At 67.7% G+C, this 20,042-nt stretch carries 22 protein-coding genes, 2 tRNA genes and 1 riboswitch; of the genes, 15 read left to right on the top strand and 9 right to left on the bottom strand.

Annotated features, from left to right (window positions below):
* Positions 1-161: 161 nt before the first annotated feature.
* Positions 162-235 (bottom strand) — tRNA-Gln (locus ABC347_RS05980).
* A gap of 97 nt (positions 236-332) precedes the next feature.
* Here ABC347_RS05980 and rnc point away from each other — a divergent pair.
* A complete protein-coding gene (rnc, locus tag ABC347_RS05975; RefSeq protein WP_413244819.1) occupies positions 333-998 on the top strand; it encodes a ribonuclease III in 666 nt (221 codons plus the stop codon).
* A complete protein-coding gene (era, locus tag ABC347_RS05970) occupies positions 995-1,888 on the top strand; it encodes a GTPase Era (protein WP_413244818.1) in 894 nt (297 codons plus the stop codon). The genes rnc and era overlap by 4 nt, the downstream gene beginning before the upstream one ends.
* Before the next feature lie 3 nt (positions 1,889-1,891).
* Here era and ABC347_RS05965 read toward each other — a convergent pair whose 3' ends face one another.
* Positions 1,892-2,440 carry a manganese efflux pump MntP gene (locus ABC347_RS05965; protein WP_413244817.1) on the bottom strand — a complete coding sequence of 183 codons (549 nt, stop codon included), beginning with the start codon at positions 2,438-2,440 and terminating at the stop codon, positions 1,892-1,894.
* Between the two features lie 63 nt (positions 2,441-2,503).
* Positions 2,504-2,633: riboswitch (yybP-ykoY riboswitch) on the bottom strand.
* Positions 2,634-2,664: 31 nt separating this feature from the next.
* Positions 2,665-3,366, bottom strand: a complete 702-nt coding sequence (locus ABC347_RS05960; RefSeq protein ID WP_413244816.1) for an NAD-dependent deacylase — start codon at positions 3,364-3,366, stop codon at positions 2,665-2,667.
* On the opposite strand from ABC347_RS05960, the gene ABC347_RS05955 reads away from it, so the two are divergent.
* The 4 genes from ABC347_RS05955 to ABC347_RS05940 all read left to right on the top strand — a co-directional run bounded on the left by ABC347_RS05955 (position 3,355) and on the right by ABC347_RS05940 (position 5,589).
* Positions 3,355-3,504, top strand: a complete 150-nt coding sequence (locus ABC347_RS05955; RefSeq protein WP_413244815.1) for a hypothetical protein — start codon at positions 3,355-3,357, stop codon at positions 3,502-3,504. The genes ABC347_RS05960 and ABC347_RS05955 overlap by 12 nt on opposite strands.
* Positions 3,505-3,560: 56 nt before the next feature.
* Positions 3,561-4,280: a PEPxxWA-CTERM sorting domain-containing protein gene (locus ABC347_RS05950; RefSeq protein ID WP_413244814.1), complete on the top strand. Its 720-nt coding sequence runs from the start codon at positions 3,561-3,563 to the stop codon at positions 4,278-4,280.
* 73 nt (positions 4,281-4,353) lie between these two features.
* Positions 4,354-5,043 carry a PEPxxWA-CTERM sorting domain-containing protein gene (locus ABC347_RS05945; protein ID WP_413244813.1) on the top strand — a complete coding sequence of 230 codons (690 nt, stop codon included), beginning with the start codon at positions 4,354-4,356 and terminating at the stop codon, positions 5,041-5,043.
* A gap of 84 nt (positions 5,044-5,127) precedes the next feature.
* Positions 5,128-5,589, top strand: coding sequence for a YaiI/YqxD family protein (locus ABC347_RS05940; protein WP_413244812.1), 462 nt, complete (start codon positions 5,128-5,130; stop codon positions 5,587-5,589).
* Between the two features lie 2 nt (positions 5,590-5,591).
* Here the strand turns inward: ABC347_RS05940 and ABC347_RS05935 are convergent, their stop codons facing one another.
* Positions 5,592-5,735: a hypothetical protein gene (locus ABC347_RS05935; protein ID WP_413244811.1), complete on the bottom strand. Its 144-nt coding sequence runs from the start codon at positions 5,733-5,735 to the stop codon at positions 5,592-5,594.
* 104 nt (positions 5,736-5,839) lie between these two features.
* Here ABC347_RS05935 and dapB point away from each other — a divergent pair, with 104 nt between their 5' ends.
* The 4 genes from dapB (at position 5,840) to ABC347_RS05915 (ending at position 7,776) form a co-directional block, all read left to right on the top strand.
* Complete coding sequence (gene dapB, locus ABC347_RS05930; protein ID WP_413244810.1) at positions 5,840-6,565, top strand: 4-hydroxy-tetrahydrodipicolinate reductase; 726 nt, start codon at positions 5,840-5,842, stop codon at positions 6,563-6,565.
* Between the two features lie 9 nt (positions 6,566-6,574).
* Positions 6,575-7,243 (top strand): endonuclease III, encoded by a 669-nt coding sequence (gene nth / locus ABC347_RS05925; RefSeq protein WP_413244809.1) that lies wholly within the window; start codon positions 6,575-6,577, stop codon positions 7,241-7,243.
* Entirely contained in the window at positions 7,240-7,659 is a 420-nt protein-coding gene (locus tag ABC347_RS05920) for a hypothetical protein (protein ID WP_413244808.1), read from the top strand. Before nth ends, ABC347_RS05920 begins: the two co-directional genes overlap by 4 nt.
* A gap of 40 nt (positions 7,660-7,699) precedes the next feature.
* Positions 7,700-7,776: transfer RNA gene (locus ABC347_RS05915), tRNA-Arg, on the top strand.
* A gap of 29 nt (positions 7,777-7,805) precedes the next feature.
* Here the strand turns inward: ABC347_RS05915 and ABC347_RS05910 are convergent.
* Genes ABC347_RS05910 through ABC347_RS05895 form a run of 4 tightly spaced genes read right to left on the bottom strand, consistent with a single transcriptional unit; the run spans position 7,806 to position 11,568 of the window.
* Positions 7,806-9,026 (bottom strand): dihydroorotase, encoded by a 1,221-nt coding sequence (locus tag ABC347_RS05910; protein WP_413244807.1) that lies wholly within the window; start codon positions 9,024-9,026, stop codon positions 7,806-7,808.
* On the bottom strand, positions 9,023-9,979 hold the full coding sequence (locus ABC347_RS05905) for an aspartate carbamoyltransferase catalytic subunit (RefSeq protein ID WP_413244806.1): 957 nt from the start codon (positions 9,977-9,979) through the stop codon (positions 9,023-9,025). Before ABC347_RS05905 ends, ABC347_RS05910 begins: the two co-directional genes overlap by 4 nt.
* A 36-nt stretch (positions 9,980-10,015) precedes the next feature.
* On the bottom strand, positions 10,016-10,501 hold the full coding sequence (gene ruvX / locus ABC347_RS05900) for a Holliday junction resolvase RuvX (protein WP_413244805.1): 486 nt from the start codon (positions 10,499-10,501) through the stop codon (positions 10,016-10,018).
* The gene (locus tag ABC347_RS05895) at positions 10,498-11,568 is read right to left on the bottom strand and encodes a DUF3089 domain-containing protein (protein ID WP_413244804.1); all 1,071 of its coding nucleotides are present in this window, start codon (positions 11,566-11,568) and stop codon (positions 10,498-10,500) included. Before ABC347_RS05895 ends, ruvX begins: the two co-directional genes overlap by 4 nt.
* Positions 11,569-11,718: 150 nt before the next feature.
* On the opposite strand from ABC347_RS05895, the gene ABC347_RS05890 reads away from it, so the two are divergent.
* Genes ABC347_RS05890 through gatB form a run of 4 tightly spaced genes read left to right on the top strand, consistent with a single transcriptional unit; the run spans position 11,719 to position 16,243 of the window.
* Positions 11,719-12,957 carry an MFS transporter gene (locus ABC347_RS05890; protein WP_413244803.1) on the top strand — a complete coding sequence of 413 codons (1,239 nt, stop codon included), beginning with the start codon at positions 11,719-11,721 and terminating at the stop codon, positions 12,955-12,957.
* A 31-nt stretch (positions 12,958-12,988) separates the two neighbouring features.
* On the top strand, positions 12,989-13,276 hold the full coding sequence (gene gatC / locus ABC347_RS05885) for an Asp-tRNA(Asn)/Glu-tRNA(Gln) amidotransferase subunit GatC (protein WP_413244802.1): 288 nt from the start codon (positions 12,989-12,991) through the stop codon (positions 13,274-13,276).
* Positions 13,276-14,757 (top strand): Asp-tRNA(Asn)/Glu-tRNA(Gln) amidotransferase subunit GatA, encoded by a 1,482-nt coding sequence (gene gatA / locus ABC347_RS05880; RefSeq protein WP_413244801.1) that lies wholly within the window; start codon positions 13,276-13,278, stop codon positions 14,755-14,757. The genes gatC and gatA overlap by 1 nt, the downstream gene beginning before the upstream one ends.
* Position 14,758: 1 nt before the next feature.
* Complete coding sequence (gene gatB / locus ABC347_RS05875) at positions 14,759-16,243, top strand: Asp-tRNA(Asn)/Glu-tRNA(Gln) amidotransferase subunit GatB (protein ID WP_413244800.1); 1,485 nt, start codon at positions 14,759-14,761, stop codon at positions 16,241-16,243.
* A gap of 15 nt (positions 16,244-16,258) precedes the next feature.
* On the opposite strand, the gene ABC347_RS05870 is transcribed toward gatB, so the two are convergent.
* On the bottom strand, positions 16,259-17,908 hold the full coding sequence (locus ABC347_RS05870) for an alkaline phosphatase family protein (protein ID WP_413244799.1): 1,650 nt from the start codon (positions 17,906-17,908) through the stop codon (positions 16,259-16,261).
* Positions 17,909-17,977: 69 nt separating this feature from the next.
* On the opposite strand from ABC347_RS05870, the gene ABC347_RS05865 reads away from it, so the two are divergent.
* Positions 17,978-20,041, top strand: coding sequence for a protein-disulfide reductase DsbD family protein (locus ABC347_RS05865; protein WP_413244798.1), 2,064 nt, complete (start codon positions 17,978-17,980; stop codon positions 20,039-20,041).
* Position 20,042: the final 1 nt, after the last annotated feature.

Raw genomic sequence — 20,042 nt, 5'->3', positions numbered from 1 at the left:
AAAAGTGTCGCTCTTCCTGCAGTCCACTGCGATCATTCAGAGGAATTGTGTTTCTGAATAACACCTTAGGCTGTGTTGCAGCTCCCTGCGGAGGCTGACCGGGGGAGGGGATGGTCGGTGTCTCGTGTCGAGAAGGCGACCGGAGCGATGACCAAGTTCGCTGGATGCCCCGTGAGGATTCGAACCTCAATTGACGGAGTCAGAGTCCGTAGTCTTACCTTTAGACGACGGGGCACCGGAGCCGCGCCAGATAGAAAGACCGCCCCCGGCTGTCAACGCCTGCCGGCGCGGGCGCGGTTGCCCAACGGGCCGGCGATGCGTATCGGCGCACCATGCAATCCGACTTTATTGACTGGCTGGCGGGCGTGCTCGGCCATCGGCCGGCCGATGCCGCGCCCTATGCGCGCGCACTCACGCATGCCAGCACCGGTATCGCCAATTATGAGCGTCTCGAATTCCTCGGCGATCGCGTGCTCGGCCTGATCGCTGCGGAATGGCTGTTCGAACTGTTCCCGGAGGAACCGGAAGGCGCACTTTCACGCCGGATCAACGCCCTCGTCAGTCGCGAAAGCTGCGCGCAGGTCGGACGCGAGATCGGCGTCCAGCGCCAACTGAAGCTGGGCAAGCAGGCACGGGACGATGGCGCCCAACATAGCGACAATGTCGTCGGCGATGCGGTCGAGGCACTGCTCGGCGCGCTTTACCTCGATGCGGGGCTGGCAGGGGCACGCGATTTCGTGCGTCGCCATTGGGCAGGGCTGGTGGATGGCCAGCGGCTGGCGCCCCGCCACCCGAAATCGGCGCTGCAGGAATGGGCGGCCGCCAATCGCTGCCGCCCGCCCGTCTATGTGATGGCCGGCCGCGCGGGCCCGCATCATCAACCCACGTTTCGCGTCACCGTCGAGATACCGGGCCGGGCGGCGGCCGAGGCGGAAGGCAATTCGAAGCAGGAGGCCGAAACCGCCGCCGCCCGCGCGCTGCTGGAGAAACTGCAATGACCGAGAGATGCGGCCTCGTCGCCGTGGTGGGCGCGCCGAACGCGGGCAAATCGACGCTGGTCAACGCGCTGGTCGGCCAGAAGGTGGCAATCGTGAGCCCCAAGGCGCAAACGACGCGCGTGCGGCTGATGGGCATCGCCATTCTAGGCGAGGCGCAGCTGCTGCTGGTGGATACGCCGGGCATCTTCGATCCGCGCCGCCGGCTCGATCGCGCGATGGTGGCGGCGGCGTGGGGCGGCACGCAGGATGCGGATCTGATCGCGTTCGTGGTCGATGCCAGCACCGGGCTGACGAAGCGGATCGCGCCGCTGGTCGAGCAGCTGGCGGCGCGGCCCGAACCCAAGCTCGTGATTCTGAACAAGGTGGATGCGACGGCGAAGGAAAAGCTGCTCGAGCTGGCGGTAAAGCTGCAGGCCGCGCTGGAGCCGGAGGCGATCTTCATGGTATCCGCCACCACCGGTGACGGCATTGCCGACCTGAAGGCGGCGCTGGCCGCGCGCGTGCCCGAGGGGCCGTGGCATTTCCCCGAAGATCAGGTGTCCGACGCGACCGACCGGATGCTGGCGGCGGAGATCACGCGCGAGCAGCTCTATCTGCAGCTTCATGCCGAGCTGCCCTATGACAGCGCGGTTGAGACCGAGAAATATGAGGAGCGCAAGGACGGATCGGTTGCGATCCACCAGCAGATTCTGGTGGCGCGCGATACCCAGCGCGCGATCATCCTGGGCAAGGGCGGCACCCGGCTGAAGGAGATCGGCAGCCGCGCGCGAACCCAGCTAGCCGATCTGCTGGGCCGCAAGGTGCACCTGTTCCTGCACGTCAAGGTGAACCCGAAATGGGAGGAGGATCGCGGCCTCTATCGCGAGATCGGGCTCGACTGGGTAGACTGACGTTCAACTGGCGAGATGCTCGATCAGGATCTTGATGCCGAGCCCGACCAGGACCAGCCCGCCCGCAATTTCCGCACGCTTGCCGAACGCCGCGCCCAGTCGCGCACCGAACAGCGTGCCCCCGAAGCTCAGCAGCGCGGTAACGATACCGATCGCGCTGAGCGACACCGCCGCCGGCAGCCCGATCAGTGGCAGGGTGACACCGGCGGCAGCGGCATCGATGCTGGTGGCGAGCGCTGCGGCCAGCAACGCGGTGCCGCCGAGCAGTGCGGGCGCGGCATCATCCGCCGGGGAAAAGCCTTCGCGGATCATGCGGAGGCCGAGGATCCCGAGCAAGCCGAATGCGATCCAGTGATCGACGCTCGCGATCCAGCCCGCAGCGAATGCGCCCAGCGCCCAACCAAGGCCTGCCATGGCCGCCTGCGCCGCGCCGAATGCCAGCCCGAGCCGGGCCGCGCCCGCAGCACCGCAGCGCACGCTGGCGCCCTGCACGATAGCCACGGCAAAGGCATCCATGGCCAGCGCCAGCGAAAGGATCAGGAAAGTCAGCATCGGCAGCATCCGGGGTCGAGCGAGAACCAGCCAACAGCATCGTCCTTCCCGCCCGACCGTGCGGAAAGCCGATGCCATTGGTCTCGCCCGGGCCGTTCCGGCCCCGCGCGCACCGCAGCCTCTCGGCCGGGTATGTCGATGCGCGCGCCCGCCATGCTGGATGGCGGCTGGCTACTCCCCAAATGACGGTGCGGCCCTAGGCAGGATCGGCCGCGAAGGCAAGCTCAGCCGATCAGCGTGGCGACCCAATCGGGCACCAGCACGCTGGCCGGCCCCTGCCGCGAGACGTCGAACCAGCCGCTGCCGGAGGATCGCTCGAGGTTCAGCTCCAGCGTCTCCGCACCGACAGCGCCTGCCAGCTGCACGAAGCCGGCGGCCGGATAGACCGCGCCCGATGTTCCGATCGAGACGAATAGGTCGCAGTCCTGGATCGCAGCTTCGATCCGCTCCATCTGGTAAGGCATTTCCCCGAAGAACACGATATCGGGCCGCAGCGCTGCAGGCGTGCCGCAGGCGGGGCAGGGTGGGCCATCGATCAGATCCCCTGCGATCGGCGAGCGCTCCTCGCACGCACGACACAGCGCCGATTTGAGCTCGCCATGCATGTGCGTCAGCCGTCGCGTGCCGGCCCGCTCGTGCAGGTCATCGACATTCTGGGTGACGATCAGCAGTTCGCCTGCCCATTCGGCATCGAGCCGTGCGAGCGCCAGATGCGCCGCGTTCGGCTCGACCGAACCCAGCGCCGCCCGCCGTGCATCATAAAAGCGCTGCACCAGCGCCTCGTCCTTCGCCAGCGCTTCGGGTGTGCAGACGTCCTCGACCCGGTGCCCTTCCCAAAGTCCGTCGGGGCCACGGAAAGTGGCGAGGCCGCTTTCGGCCGAGATACCGGCTCCGGTCAGGACCACGATGTTACGATGCGTCTTCATCTCATCAGGATAGGCGATCACCAGGCGAGCGGCAAAGATCGCGCGCCGCTGACCGATCTGTCCGATTCTGATGCAGGTGAAGGTTCGGCAACATTAAGAAACGGTAAATGCGGCCTTGTTTGGCCCATCATCCTGTGATGCGATGTAGTGCAGAACAGCCATGTCACGGCTGATGCTCGAAACAGGGGACTTTCATGCCTTTTCTCAAGACGATCGCCGTGGGAATCGCCCTGGCGGCTGCCATGCCCGCGACAGCCGCGACGATCATCAACTTCGATCAGCTGCCGAACGGCACTACCCTGCCGAGCACCGGCACGGCGATCAGCACGCAATATGCTTCGCTGGGGCTCACCATCTCGGGCACCAATACCCAAAATAACACCAGCGGCCCGCTCAATGCCTGGGGGTTGATCGCGGCATCCGGGCCGGGCGGCAGCGGCAATTATCTCGGCAATTTCGGTGAGATCACGCCGTCGTCGCCGGTGCCGGGGCCGTCCGACTATCTGCTGGCGCCGCGCTACAACATCATGTCGTTGTCCTTCGACGGGACTGCCAGCGAGATTTCGTTCGGCCTCTACACGGGCGGCGGCCAGAACAGCGTCAGCATCATCGCCTATGATGCGATGGGTGGGCAGCTGCAAAGCCTGTCCAACGTGATGGCGAACAATGGCCAGTTCGATATCCAGACACTGACCGCGAGTGGAATCGCGCAGATCGACATCGTCGGCGGCTTCAACAATCCGCCCAACGGCTCGGTCCGCCTGTTCGGCATCGACAACCTCACCTTCACGCTGGACGCCGTTACCCCGGCAGTGCCGGAACCGGCCAGCTGGGCGCTGATGATCGCGGGCTTTGGCATGACTGGCGCATCGCTGCGCCGCCGCAAGATCCGCACCAGCGTGAGCTTCGCCTGACCGCATAGCTGAATGATGAGGCTGCCGGTTGCCAGGAGGTGCCGGATGCCTCGATCGATCCGGGGGACCTGCAATGCGTACTATCTTCATTCTGGCTGCCGCTGCGGCCGCCGCGGCGCTTAGTGCGCCAGCCGCTGCCATCACGGTCTGGGAAGGCACTTCGGTCGGTGTGCCCGACGAGGAGACCGGCGAACTCGAATATTATACCGTACGGTTCGAATTCGATGACTCCGCACCGCTATTCGTGACGCCGCTGACCGCGCAGGATCCGGAGAACACGCCGTTCACCCGCGCGCTCTACCAGAACATCACGTCCTTCTCGGTGACGGGCGCTGACGGCACGATCGGCTTCAGCACCGGGAATTCGTTCGTCAGCACGCTCGCACCCAATCTGGCGCAGTTCGGCAGCGTACCGTTTCTGGTGCTGGCTGGGACGGACGGTATCACCGCGCCCGGTTATCAGCTGCAATTCTCCTACACACCGGCTGCGGCCTACACCGATACCTCGATGCCCGATTCGCTCGACATCGGCGCGCCGGGGACCGATGCAGGCTTCAACCTGCTGAGCTATTATTATGAGGGCGATCCGGCCGACGAGATCATCGGCGGCCCCGACACGATCCTCAACTTCCGCTTCGCATCGGGCGGTTTTCTGCCGGCCGCCGCAGTGCCTGAACCGGCCAGCTGGGCACTGATGATCGGTGGCTTCGGCCTGATCGGCGGCACGCTGCGTACAAGGCGAATGCGCCCGACCGCCGCCTGATCCGCGCGCGCGGCACTGTCTTCGAGGGCTGCGCCGCCGGCGTGGGGGCCTTGCCTCGCGCGGCCCGCCCCGCCACAGCAGGGCATGACGCTGCGCATCCTGGTCGACGCCGACGCCTGCCCCGTGAAGGAAGAAATCTACAAGGTCGCCTGGCGGCACGAGGTACCGGTGGTCGTCGTCAGCAACAGCCCGTTCCGTATCCCCGTGCATCCACTGGTCCGCCGGGTGGTGGTGGATGGCGGGTTCGACGCGGCCGACGATTGGATCGCGGACGCTGTAGACTCGTCCGCGATCGTCGTGACGGCCGATATCCTGCTGGCCGATCGTTGCCTGAAGGCGGGCGCCACGGTTCTCGGGCCGACGGGCAAGCCGTTCACCGCCGCCTCGATCGGCGGCGCGATCGCTACCCGCGCGATCATGGCCGATCTGCGCGCCGGCGCGGTGGGCGATGCCATCGGCGGACCGGCACCGTTCGCCAAGGCCGATCGCTCGCGCTTCCTTTCCGCGCTCGATGCCGCGCTGGTGAAACTGAAGCGCGCGGGCTGATCTTAATCCGCCGGCGGCTTGCGATCGACATGCACCCAGGCGGCTTCGTCCTCCGGGATCGCATCGGGTTCCAGCGGCAGCTCGCCTTCCTCGTCCGGGCCGAATGCGGGTTCGGGGCTGCGGGGCTCGGGATCGGGCGGGGGCATGGCCGCTCCTTGCGGTTGATCGGCGGTGATGGCATCGCGCCAGCGCAGGCCGAAAGGGATCTCATGCTGGCAGTATCGGATGCGCAGGCGGCAAGGGCAATGCGATGATCCGGATCGGCATCCTCGGATCACGCGGCCGGATGGGCCGTGCCATCGCCGAGCAGATCGACGCGACCGGCGGCGCGCTGGCGGGCGGGGTCGATCAGGGCGAGAATCCCGACACGTTGGCCGCGATGAGCGACGTGCTCGTCGATTTCTCGGCTCCGTCGGCTCTGAACCGGCATATCGCGGCGGCGGAAGGGGCGGGGATCGGCCTGGTGGTTGGCACCACCGGACTCGCGGCCGGGCAGCATCGCCTGATCGATCGCGCCGCGGCGCGCATCCCGATCCTGCAGGCGGCCAATACCGCGCTGGGCGTCAATCTGTTGGCCGCGCTGGTGCGCCAGGCGGCGGAGCGGCTCGGACCGGATTGGGATATCGAGATCGTCGAGATGCACCATCGCCACAAGCTCGATGCGCCATCGGGCACTGCGCTGCTGCTGGGTGAGGCGGCGGCAGCCGGGCGTGGCGTCACGCTGGATACGGTGGCGGCGCGGGGCCGCGACGGCATGGGCGCGCGTGCCGCGGGCGAGATCGGGTTTGCGGCGCTGCGCGGCGGATCGGTCGCCGGTGATCATCTGGTGGTGCTGGCGGGGGAGGGCGAGCGGATCGAGCTCGGCCACCGGGCCGAAAGCCGCGCCATCTTCGCGCGCGGTGCGATCCGCGCGGCGCTGTGGCTGGCGGGCCGTGCGCCCGGCCGCTACGCCATGGCCGACGTGCTGGGCCTGTAGGACGTCGGCATGAAGAAGGCGGACGTCTTCGAATTTTATCGCCGGCTGGCGGAGGATGATCCCGCGCCGGAAACCGAACTGGCCTGGACCAACCCCTACACGCTGCTCGTCGCGGTCGCGCTGTCTGCACAGGCAACGGACATCGGCGTCAACAAGGCCACCCGGGCGTTGTTCAAGCGCGTCTCCACCCCGGCGGAGATGGTGGCGCTGGGCGAGGCTGCGCTAAAGGATCACATCAAGACGATCGGCCTGTTCAACACCAAGGCCAAGAATGTGATCGCGCTGTCCGAGAAGCTGATCGCCGAGCATGATGGCGAAGTGCCGCGCGATCGTGCCGCGCTGGAAGCGCTGCCCGGTGTCGGCCGCAAGACCGCGAATGTCGTGCTGAACGTGGCGTTCGGCGAGGAGACGATCGCGGTCGATACCCATATCTTTCGCGTCGCCAATCGGACCGGGCTCGCCAAGGGCAAGGATGTCCGCGCGGTGGAGGACCGGCTCGTCAAGGTCACGCCTGCTCCGTTCCGGGCGCATGCCCACCATTGGCTGATCCTGCATGGCCGCTATGTCTGCAAGGCACGCAAGCCCGAATGCTGGCGGTGCCGGGTCGCTGATCTGTGCGTTTATCGCCCGAAGACGCCGCCCCCGGCGCGCGCCGAACCGGTAGGAGACGGATCATGATGCGATCATTGCCCTTCGCGCTGGCAGCCGCTGCGCTGCTGGTTGTTCCGGCCGCCGCTGCGAAGCGCGATCGCGTGCCGGCCGCCGTGCCAGCCGGGGCGGTGGAAACCTGCATCCCGATCACCAGCATCCGCGAAAGCAAGGTGCGCGACGATCGCACCATCGATTTCATCATGAAGAATGGCCGGGTGTATCGCAACGTGCTGCCGTCCAGTTGCCCGCGGCTCGGCTTCGAACAGGCATTCAGCTATCGCACGTCGCTCAGCCGGCTCTGTTCGGTCGATATCATCACCGTGCTCGACCGCGCAGGGCCGGGGCTGACGCAGGGTGCGGGTTGCGGGCTCGGGACGTTCCAGCCCGTCACGATCGCCGATGAGCGGCCGGGCCATCGCGGCAGGCCACCGCGCGGAAATTAGCCTAGCCGCGGCGCAGACGCTTTGCTAAGCGCCCTGGCACGCACCGGTAGCTCAGCTGGATAGAGCACTGCCCTCCGAAGGCAGGGGTCAGGGGTTCGAATCCCTTCCGGTGCGCCATTTCCAAAGTCCGGACGGCCGCCGCCGGCTCACCCCCGCCAGGCCCCGCCCTTCAGTACCCGCAGCACATGGCCCTGCACCGGCAGGCCATCGAACGGCGTATTACCTTCGCGCGCGGCCAGCCGATCAGCGTCGATCCGCCAGGGGCGATCCTCGTCGACCAGGATCAGGTCGGCTTCCTGCCCCTCTGTCAGCCGACCGCCGGGCAGGCCGAGCAGCCGGGCCGGCGTCGTCGCCAGCAGATCGAACAGCCGCGGCAGATCGATCAGGCCGTCGCGCACCAGGCCGAGCGATAGGGCGAGCAGCGTTTCCGCGCCGGCCATGCCGGGGACGGCATCCGCGAACGGCAGGCGCTTGGCTTCCGGGCCATGCGGGTCATGGGCCGAGCAGATCAGGTCGATCGTGCCGTCGGCGATCGCGCGCAGTGCCGCCTGGCGGTCGCTGTCCTCACGCAGCGGCGGCGAGAGCCGTGCGAAAGTGCGGAACGGCCCGATCGCGGTATCGGAGAGGAACAGGTGCGCCGGGGTGACACCGCAGGTCACGCGGATGCCGTCGCGTTTGGCCTGGCGGACGAGATCGAACCCGCGCGACGTGGTCACCTGCCGGAAGTGCAGTCTCGCGCCGGTCTCCCGCGCCAGCGCGATGTCGCGGGCGATCGCGATCGCCTCGGCAGCGGCCGGTGCGGCGGGCAGGCCCAACCGGGTGGCGGTCTCGCCCTCGGTCGCTACCGCGCCGGCGACGAGGCCGCCATCCTCGGGATGCGCGATCACCACCAGATCGAGCGCGGCGGCATAGGCGAGCAGGCGGTGCATGACGCCCGAATCGGCAATCCAGCCGCGCCCGCTGGAGACCGCACAGGCGCCCGCCGCCTTCATCAGCCCGATCTCGGCCAGGTCGATCCCGTCCAGCGCGCGGGTGGCGGCGGCGATCGGATGGATCCACGCATCCGGCTTGCCCGCCTGCGCCGCACGCTGGACGAGCGCGGCATGGTCCAGCGCTGGCGACTGATCAGGCATGAGCGCCGCGCGGGTGATGCCGCCGGCGGTGAAGGCCGGCAGGTCAATCGCGAATACCCCGGCATCGACCAGCCCGGGCGCGATCAGCGCGCCCTCGGCATCCAGCGTATCGACATCGTCGGGCACGTCGAACGAGCCGACCGCAACGATCTGCCGCTCGCGCACCAGCACCCCGCCGGCCACCACGCAATCGGCCAGCACCAGCCGCCCGTTCAGGATGGCGAGGCCGCTCACGCCCAGCCCGCCACGCCGCGACGCGCGCGGGTCAGTACGTCCAGGCAGGCCATCCGCACCGCCACCCCCATCTCCACCTGTTCGGTGATCGCGGACCGACCGAGATCGTCGGCGACGCTGCTCTCGATCTCCACGCCGCGGTTCATCGGGCCGGGATGCATAACCAGCGCATCGGGCTTGGCGCGCGCCAGCCGCTCGGGCGTGAGCCCGTAGAGCGCATGATATTCGCGCGGGGACGGGACGAAGCCGCCCGCCATGCGCTCGCGCTGCAGCCGCAGCATCATCACCACGTCGGCGCCGTCGAGCCCGGCATCGAAATCGGTGAAGGCGCGAACGTGCATCCGCTCGATCCCCGCGGGCAGCAGCGTCGGCGGGCCGACCACGCGCACTTCGGCGCCGAGTGCTGTCAGCGCCAGAATGTTCGATCGGGCGACGCGGCTGTGCAGCACATCGCCACAGATCGCGACCACCTGGCCCTCGACGCTGCCGCGCCGGCGGCGGATGGTCAGCGCGTCGAGCAGCGCCTGGGTCGGATGTTCGTGGCGCCCGTCGCCGGCGTTCAGTACCGGGCAGTCGACCTTGTCCGCGATCAGCTGGACCGCGCCGGAAGCGTCGTGGCGGATCACGATCACGTCGGCGCGCATCGCGTTCAGCGTCACGGCGGTGTCGATCAGCGTCTCGCCCTTCTTCACGCTCGACTGCTGGGCGATCATGTTGACGACGTCTGCCCCCAGCCGCTTGCCAGCAATCTCGAACGAAAGCAGCGTGCGCGTGCTGGCTTCGAAGAAGGCGTTGATCTGGGTGAGCCCGCTCAGCCGGTCGTCATGCTTGGTGGCGCTGCGGTTAAGCGCCACCCATTGTTCGGCCTCGTCGAGCAGGAAGCGGATCTCGTGCGGCTGCAACGCCGCGATCCCCAGCAGGTGGCGATGGGGGAAGGAGATGCGGGCCGACATTGCGAATGCGGCTGGTAGCGGGCCGCGCGGGCCGGCTCAAGCGCTCGTATCGTCGAGCGGCCTCGCCATCGCCAATGCGTCGATCGCGCCTTGCAGGATGTAGGCGGCGGCCAGCTTGTCGACGAGTTCGGCGCGGCGGGCGCGGCTGGCATCGGCATCGAGCAGCGTGCGCTGGACGGCCGCGGTCGACCAGCGTTCGTCCCACAGCAGGATCGGCAGGTCGAACCCGATCAGGTTGCGGGCGAACGCGCGGACCGATTGGGTCCGCGGGCTATCGCTGCCGTCCAGGTTCAAGGGCAGGCCGATGACCAGCCCCCGCACCGATTGCGCGGTTAAGATCGCAGCCAGCATCGCGCGATCGACGGCGAACTTGCGGCGCTCGATCGTCTCGGCCGGGCTGGCGATGCTCCACCCGGCATCGCACAGCGCCACACCGATCGTGCGTGTGCCAACGTCGAGCCCGGCGAGCCGACCCCCCTGTGGCAGGGCATAGCTGAATTCAGCAATGGCCGACGTGATCATCGCCCGGCGAACTCCTTGGCGCGGCGTTCGGCGTCGGCGCGGATATTGGCCCAGAACAGCGCGTAGTCGAACACATGATAGTTGCGGCCCGGAAGCACATAGCTGCCGTATCCCTTGGGCTCGCCGCCGATCAGCAGCAGGCCGTTGGGCGCGCAGCGCGCGGGCACACGGCCAGGCTCGAGATCCGCGCCGTTCAGGCCCGGCCGCGGCACCAGCGCGCCCAGGTTGGCCGTGGCAAGCGCTGCGGTATCGGGCGCACCGGTCAGCGGATTGACGCAAAGCATCCGCGTGTCGCGCCGCGGCTGGCCAGTGAAGCCGGTGCTGGCATTGTAGGCATCCAGGATCTGGCGCGGCTCTGCCGGCTCGGCAAAGCTCTGCCACGAAAGGATGCAGCCGGTACTGGCGGGTCCATCGCATGCGCCAAGCCCGAGCGCCGGCAGATCCGCCTCGATCGAAACCGGCCAGCCGACGATATAGGCGGCCACGATCCGCTTGGTGAGCGGGGTGCCGGCGATGCGCTCGTGCAGCAGCCGCGTCAGATGCAGCGCGCCCTGGCTATGGCCGGCCAGCAGGATCGGCCGCGACGCGGGGATCTGCTTCAGGAACGCGGCGAACGCCCGCTCGACATCACCGTAAGCGAAATCGATCGCCTTCTGGGCGCTCGCCTCGCTGGTCAGGAAGGCGCCGATCGATGCCTGGCGATAACGCGGCGCCCAGATCGCGCCCATGCCGTTGAACGCGCTTGCCTGGCTGGATGCGAACAGCCGCAGCCGTGCATTCGACTCGGTGTCGTCGAGCGGCCCGTTCCAGCGGTCCTTCCGGATATAGGTGGTGGGGGCGACGTAGAACACGGCGACTTCCGGCCGGGCAGCGACCGTGAAGCCCGGCGGCGTGTAGCGCGACGGATCGTCGGGCAGATCAGGCCGCGACAGCCATGCGGCCGGCCGAGCGTAATCCGGCGCGGTGGCGTCGGCCGGCTGAGCAAACGCGCCGGATGGCACGAAGGTGGCCCGGATGATCTGATCCTGGAACAGGTTCCAGCCGATTGCAGCGGCGAGCGTCAGCATGATGAGTCCCGCAATTACATAAAGAAAGCGACGTGCCAGCAACGAACAGTCTCCGATTGTGCAGTGCAGCAAGCAACTCGCCGCTGACAAGTGCGTATGGGACAAGCGCTGCGCCATGCAACGCATTCGGCCGCACCGCGGGGGCGTTGGATGGACACTTCGATCGATCCCCGGGCAACGCCGCGCTCGCTGAAGGCGCTGGACGCGCTGAACTTGTTTCTCGCCGACGTGCGTGACGGGCTTGGGCCGTATCTCGCAATCTATCTGTTGGCAGTTCGCGGGCCCAGCCATGGCTGGACCGAATTGACGATCGGCTATGTGATGACGATCGCGGGAATTGTCGGGCTGGCAGCGCAGACGCCCGCCGGCAGCCTGATCGATCGCAGCAGCGCGAAACGATTGATCCTGGCGGTTGCGACGATGGCGATCACGATTTCGTGTCTCGCGCTGCCATTCGTCAGCGGCTTCGCGATCGTCACCATCACCCAGTCAATCGCGGCGATCGCTGGTGCGGTGATTGCGCCTGCGCTGGCCGGACTCACGCTTGGGCTTGTCGGTCGCCGGGCATTTGCACGCCGGATTGGTCGCAACGAAGCGTTCAATCACGCGGGCAATGCCGCGTCCGCTGCCGCCGCGGGGCTATTGGCGTGGTGGTTCGGGCCGGTCGTGGTGTTCGTGCTGATGGCGGTGCTGGCGCTCGCGAGCCTGGCCGCCGTGCTGGCAATCCGCGAACAGGATATCGACCATGTCGTCGCCCGCGGGCTCGATCATCACACGGAAGGGGACGACCAGCCGGTGGGCTGGGCGGCTTTGTTCAAGGATCGCCGGCTGTTGACCTTTGCCGTGCTCGCCGCGCTGTTCCACCTTGCCAATGCCGCCATGCTGCCATCTACCGGGCAGCTGCTGTCCAAGATCCTGGGTCCGGCGCAGGCGACGTCGTTGATCGCTATGTGCATCGTGGCGGCGCAGCTGGTGATGGTCCCGGTGGCGATCGTCGTCGGTCGGAATGTCGATCGATGGGGGCGCAAGCCATTGTTCTTGACTGCGTTCGGCGTGTTGGCGGCACGCGGCGCGCTCTATCCGCTGTCCGATGCACCGGCCTGGCTGCTCGCTGTGCAATGCCTCGATGGAGTGGGCGCGGGCATTTTCGGCGCGCTGCTGCCGGTCGTGATCGCCGATATCACCCGCGGCAGCGGTCGTTTCAATGCCGCGTTGGGTGCGGTCTCGACCGTGCAGGGGCTGGGCGGCGCGCTCAGCGCCAGCCTGGCGGGGGCCGTCATCGTCGCCGGTGGCTATTCGACGTCGTTCCTGACGCTGGCCGCAATCGCCGCGCTCGGCTTTGTGGGCTACGCGCTGTTGATGCCGGAGACGCGCACGCGCGATGCTTGAAGCGGGGCGGCCCGGCTGCTAGCCGCCGGGCATGTCCGTCGATACCGCAACCGTCCGCAAGATCGCCAGTCTCGCGCGCATCGCCGTCAGCGATGCCGAGGTAGAAGCGATGGTGCCCGAACTCAACAACATCCTCGGCTGGATCGAGCAGCTGGGCGAGGTCGACACTGCCGGTATCGAGCCGCTGGCGGCCGTCATCCCAAATACGCTGCGGCTGCGCGACGACGTCGTGACCGATGGTGATATCCGCGATGCGATACTGGCCAATGCCCCGCAGGCCGAACATGGCTTTTTCGCCGTGCCAAAGGTGATCGAATAATGACCGCGCTGACCGAACTCACCGTCGCCGGCCTGCGTGACGGTTTCCGCGCAGGGGATTTCTCGGCGCGCGAGGCGGCCGATGCGTTCATCGCCGCGGTCGAGGCTGGGCGCCCGCTGAACGCCTTCCTGGTCGAGACGCCGGAACATGCGCTTGCTGCCGCCGAAGCCGCCGATCGCGGCCGCGCTTCGGGCGAGCTGCGTGCATTGTCGGGCGTGCCGCTGGGTATCAAGGATCTGTTCTGCACCGCAGGCTACCAGACGACCGCGGCCAGCCATATCCTGGATGGCTTCGTGCCGACCTATGAATCGACGATCACCGCCAAGCTGTTCGGCGCCGGCGCGGGCATGCTCGGCAAGCTGAACATGGATCAGTTCGCCATGGGTTCGTCCAACGAAACCAGTGCGTTCGGCAACGTCCTTTCGCCTTGGCGGCGGAAGGATGGCGGCAATGCCGCGCTGGCGCCGGGCGGGTCTTCGGGGGGCTCTTCGGCGGCGATCGCGGCGCGGCTGTGCCCGGCCGCGACCGGCACCGACACCGGTGGTTCGATCCGCCAGCCCGCCGCCTTTACCGGCATCGCCGGCATCAAGCCGACCTATGGCCGCTGCTCGCGCTGGGGCGTGGTCGCGTTCGCCTCCTCGCTCGACCAGGCAGGGCCGATGGCGCGCGACGTTCGCGATTGCGCCATTCTGCTGGAGACGATGGCGGGGTTCGATCCGAAGGATGCAACCTCGCTTGATGCGTCGGTCCCGCAGTGGGAAGCGGGATTGTCCGGTGATCTCAAGGGCAAGCGCATCGGTATTCCCAAGGAATATCGGGTCGATGACATGCCGGCCGAGATCGATGCGCTCTGGCAGCAGGGCATTGCCTGGGCGCGCGATGCCGGTGCCGAGATCGTCGACGTTTCGCTGCCGCATACCCGCTATGCGCTGCCGACCTATTACATCATCGCGCCGGCCGAAGCGTCGTCTAACCTCGCGCGCTACGACGGCGTTCGCTATGGTCAGCGCGACCTGCCCGAAGGCGCGAATCTGCAGGAAATGTACGCCGTCACACGGGCGGCCGGCTTCGGGCCGGAGGTGAAGCGGCGCATCCTGATCGGCACCTATGTGCTTTCGGCGGGCTTCTACGATGCCTATTACACGAAGGCGCAGAAGGTCCGCGCGCTGATCGCCCGCGATTTCGAGCAGGCCTGGGACAGTTGCGATCTGCTGCTGACGCCGACCGCGCCTTCGGCCGCCTTCGCGCTCGGAGAGAAATCGGCGGATCCGCTTGCCATGTATCTGAACGACGTCTTCACCGTGCCCTCGTCGCTGGCCGGGCTGCCGGCGATGTCGGTGCCGGCAGGGCTGGACGGGCAGGGCCTGCCGCTCGGCTTGCAGATCATCGGCCGGCCGATGGACGAGCAGGGGGTGTTGAACGCAGGCCTGGCGATCGAGCAGCGCGCCGGCTTCGTCGCGCGTGCGGACAGGTGGTGGTAAGATGAGCAGCTATCGCATTCAGGGCAGCACCGGCGAATGGGAGGTCGTGGTCGGGCTCGAGGTCCATGCGCAGATCACATCCAACGCCAAGCTGTTTTCCGGCGCATCGACCGCGTTCGGGTCAGAGCCGAATGCCAATGTCTCGCTGATCGACGCGGCGATGCCTGGCATGCTGCCGGTGCCGAACCGCGAATGCATTCGCCAGGCGGTGCGCACCGGCATGGCGATCGAGGCGCAAATCAATCGCTGGTCGAGGTTCGATCGGAAGAATTATTTCTATGCCGATCTTCCGCAGGGTTACCAGATTTCCCAGCTTTATCATCCGCTTGTCGGCGAAGGCTCGCTGACGGTGGAACCGGAGCCGGGCATTGAAAAGGTGATCGGGATCGAGCGCATCCATGTCGAGCAGGATGCCGGCAAGCTGATGCACGACCAGCACCCCACCCGCAGCTATGTCGATCTCAACCGGTCGGGCGTGGCGCTGATGGAGATCGTCTCGCGGCCGGACATGCGATCGCCGGCAGAGGCGGGCGCCTATCTGCGCAAGCTGCGGGCGCTGCTGCGCTATGTCGGCTCGTGCGACGGCAACATGGAAGAAGGCTCGATGCGGGCCGACGTCAACGTGTCGGTGCGCCGGCCGGGGGCGGAGTTCGGTACGCGGACCGAGACGAAGAACGTCAATTCGGTGCGCTTCGTAATGCAGACGGTGGAGCTGGAAGCCCAGCGCCAGGTCGATGTGCTCGAAGCCGGCGGCACCATCGTGCAGGAAACCCGCCTGTTCGATCCGGACAAGGGCGAGACAAGGTCGATGCGATCCAAGGAGGATGCGCACGATTATCGCTACTTCCCCGATCCCGATCTGCTGCCGCTGGAGCTGGACGATGCCTTCCTGGAGGAATGCCGCGCCAGCCTGCCCGAACTGCCCGATGCCAAGGTGCGCCGCTATCGCGAGGTGTTGGGCGTGTCGGACGGGAACACCGCGGTCATTACTGCCGATGTTGCCAATACCCGCTATTTCGAGACGCTGCTCGGCCTGGCCGCGGCGGGGCAGGGCAAGAGCGAACCGGAGATCGCAAAGGCCGCTTCGAACTGGCTGGTATCTGATCTGTTCGGCGGGCTGAACCGGGCGGGCAAGTCGATCGACGAGAGCCCGATCACGCCGGCCCAGGGCGCCGAACTGCTCGGGCTGGTCGCAGATGGTACGCTGTCCGGCACGCTGTCCAAGCAGGTGTTCGAGATCATGCTCGAAACCGGCGCCGATCCGGCCGCGATCGTCGAGGAGCGCGGGCTCAAGCAGACCAGCGACACCGGCGCGATCGAGGCCGAAATCGCCAAGGTGCTGGCGGCCAATGCCGACAAGGTGGCCGACTATCGCGGCGGCAAGGACAAGCTGTTCGGCTTCTTCGTTGGCCAGACCATGAAGGCGATGGCCGGCAAGGCCAATCCCGCCGTCGTCAATGATCTGCTGAAGAAGGCGCTCGGCTGATCCGGGCGGCGCGGATCAGCGCGCCGCCTTGCAACTATCGCCCGCGCCGGGATCGAGATCGAGGCAGCGGCCATCGATCTCGTCCGCCGGCACCGGCAGCCCGATCAGCGCCGCCAGCGTCGGCAGGATATCGACCGTCTCGACCGGCAGCGGCTGTTCGAAACCCTCGCCGCCGCTGCGCCAGAACAGCATCGGCACGCGACGATCATATTGCCAGGGCGATCCGTGGGTCGCGACATAACCCTTCGTCGGATCGACGATCGGCGTCACCTGCGGCTTCAGCGCGACGAGCAGATCGCCCGATCGCGACGAATCGAAGGAGGCGGCGAACCGCTCGGGGAGCGACCATTCGTCGACCGGCATCGCGCCCGGCCGCACCCGCCGCAGATCGTCCGCCAGCAGCACGTCGGCCACCTGCGGCAGCGCCAATAGCTTTGCGCGGACCAACGAAAGCGCGCGATCGCGCTGATCGGCAGGCACGGCGCGCGACAGATAATAGTCGCCGAACGCGCCATCGGTGTAGAGCAGCGGCCCATCGAAGCGCAGGCCGAGCTCGCGCTTGACCGCATCGCCGATCGGCCGCCCGTCGACCGCCTTGTCGACGCGGGCGGCCCGCGGGATCGCCTGCTCCAGCTCGCGCTCGGTCAGGTCGAGTCCGCCATGATCGGCGGTCAACACGACCGCATAGGGCACGCCAGTCGCGTCCGCCGCCGCCAGCAGCTTGCCGATCGTGGCGTCGAGCGCGACCATCTGTGCGCACATCTCGGCCCCGCCAGGGCCATAGGCATGGCCGACATAGTCGGTTGCCGAAAAGCTGACTGCAAGCACGTCGGGCGCTGCGCCCTGGCCCAGCCGCATCGCGCGCATCAGTCCGATCGCCAGATCCCCGGTCAGCGAGTCGAATTCGATCGCGCGGCGGAACCCGCTGAAATCCTCGGCCTTGCGATCCGCCAGCCGCCCGACCGACTTGCCCTGGCCGATCGCCACCGATCGATCACGGGTGCGGCACTGTGCGGGAAGCACGGGGCGCGGCGGGCGCGACACGGCGGCGGCCACCCGTCGATTGATTTCGGACACGATCATGGGCTCGGTGCCGTCGCGGCCGCGCAGTGTCACGAAGCGCTTGCCGCCCCAATACCAGATCGCATCGGTATCGTGACCGCCCATCATGACGGCGCCGCGATCCTTGCCGGATATCGCGACTGACCGGCTGGCCGGATTGGCCGCCTTCATCCGGTCACCCAGCGTCGGCACCTTCAAATATTTGGGCGAGACGACATAATCGTCGGACCCGGCAGTGCGCAGCGCTGGATCTTCCGAGCAGTATACCTTCTGCTTGCCTTCCGGCAGCGACAGATCGAACCAGTTGTTGGCGATGATCCCGGTGCGGGCCGGCCGCGATCCGGTCAGGATCGTCGAGTGGCCGGGGCAGGTTTCGGTCGCGGCGTGGCTTTGATAGCCGGACGGGAAGACCGCGCCTTCGCCCAGCCGCTTCAGCCCGCCGGTGAAGCTGGCGCGATAGGCGGCGTAGAGATCGGCCGAGAACTGATCGACCGAGATCGCCACGATCAGTCGCGGTGCGGGGGCGGCGGCGATCCCGGCCACGGGTGCCGCGGCAATCGCGCCGGTGATGATCGCGCGCGCGATCGGCATCAAAGCGTTCACAATATCTCCTGGCGGTGCCGAATCTGATCGGCGTGCTATAGCGTGGGCCCGGATGCCATGGGAGCTTCGATGATCCGCCGTCTCGTCCACCTGCTGATCCTTGCCTGGCTGATCGCTGCCGGCGCCGCCCACGCCCAGCTGCCGGGCGGCGGCGCGCCCAACATCACGCCTAGCCTGGTCGCCGAAAGCGATGCCCCGGCGGCGGGATCCACGGTCGAACTCGCCTTCGTGATGCGGCCGGCCGCGGGCTGGCACGGCTATTGGAAAAATCCCGGCGATGCCGGCATCGAGACCATGGTCGAATGGACGCTGCCGGCGGGCGTCACCGCCGGCCCGCTCCGCTATCAGGTGCCGCACAAGCTGCTGATCCAGGGCATCATGAACTATGTCTATGAAGGCCCCTACGCACAGCTTGTGACCGTTTCGATTCCGGCGGGACTGGCCGCCGGTACGGCGCTGCCGATCCGCGCCAAGCTGGATTGGCTCGAATGCACCGATGAGGTGTGCGTGCCGGCGACCGCGACGCTATCAACCCAGCTCACGGTCGGCGATGGGCGGGTGGCCGATGCCCGCCGGGCCGCGTTCGATCGCTATCGGGCTGCGCTGCCCCGGCCGCTGGGCACCGAAGCGCGGTTCGCAAGGGTCGGCGATCGGTTCCGGCTGGCCGTGCCGATTCCTGCGGCGATGGCGGTTCGAGAGGCATGGTTCTTCCCGCTGACCGATGGCGCGATCGACTATGCCGCTCCGCAGGCCGCGTCGCGCGCCGGTGACCAACTCGTGATCGAGACGAAAGCCGGCAGCGGCGATCCAGCGCGGATCGAAGGCGTGCTGCGGCTGGGAGAAGGGGACGGGCTGACGCTGGCCGCCTCGAAGGGCAACGTGCCGCCTGCCGGTACGCCGATTGCAGCCGCCACGTCCGCGGCTGGCGGCGGCCCGGCGGCAGGTCCGGTGCTGATCGCGCTCGGCGGCGCGATCCTGGGCGGCCTGCTGCTCAACATCATGCCCTGCGTGTTTCCGATCCTCAGCCTCAAGGCGCTCAGCCTGGCGCGCGCTGGAGACGATGCGCGGGGCGCACGGGTGGAGGCGTTGGCCTATGCGGCGGGGGTGATCGCGGTCTGCCTGGCGCTCGGCGGGGCGCTGCTCGCGCTGCGGGCAGGGGGCAGCGCGGCGGGCTGGGCGTTCCAGCTGCAGGATCCGCGCGTCATTCTCGTCCTTCTGCTGCTGGTGTCCGCGATCGCGCTCAATCTGGCGGGGCTGTTCGAACTGCCATCCATCACTGGCGGTGACGCGCTGGCGGCAAAGGGCGGCGCGGGCGGCGCCTTCTGGACCGGGGCACTGGCCGCGTTCGTCGCCACGCCCTGCACCGGGCCATTCATGGGGGCGGCGCTGGGTGCGGCACTCGTGCTGCCGACTGTGGCTGCCTTGGCGGTGTTCGCGGGTCTCGGCTTCGGCATCGCGTTGCCGTTCCTTGCACTTGGCTTCGTGCCCGCACTACGCCGGCGCTTGCCGAAGCCGGGGGCATGGATGGCGCGGCTACGCCATATCCTTTCGGTTCCGATGTTCGTGACCGCGCTGGCGCTGGCCTGGATCCTCGGCCGCCAGGCCGGTGTCGATGGTATGACGCTGGGCCTGGCGGCGGCTCTGCTAATCGCGCTCGGCCTGTGGTGGGTCGGTGCGCGACAGCAGCGCGGCAAGCCTGCGGCGTGGTGGCCCGCCCTACCCGCAACGGTGGCGGCGCTCGCCATGTTGACGGTCCTGCCGCAGGATGCCGCGCCGGCCGCGGCCGAGGCGAAAGGCGGGCTGGCATCGGAGCCGTTCAGCGAGGCGAGGCTGGCCGCGTTGCGCGATGCCGGCACGCCGGTCTTCGTCTATTTCACGGCGGACTGGTGCGTGACCTGCAAGGTGAACGAAGCAGCGGCAATTGACAGCGCGAGCGTGGCCGGGGCCTTTGCGGCGAAGGGCGTGAAGGTGCTGGTGGGCGACTGGACGCGCGGCGATCCCGCGATCACGCGTTTCCTGGCCGGGCAGGGCCGGTCGGGCGTGCCGCTCTATTTGTTCTACCGTCCGGGCGGCGCGGTCGAGGTGCTGCCTCAGGTGCTCACGCCGGGCCGCTTGACGGCGCTGGTCGCTTGAG

Source organism: Sphingomonas canaveralia, assembly GCF_047238125.1.
Lineage (GTDB): Bacteria > Pseudomonadota > Alphaproteobacteria > Sphingomonadales > Sphingomonadaceae > JBDFMH01.
The sequence above is the reverse complement of the archived record's forward strand: the minus strand, read 5'-3'. Positions and strand labels throughout refer to the sequence as shown.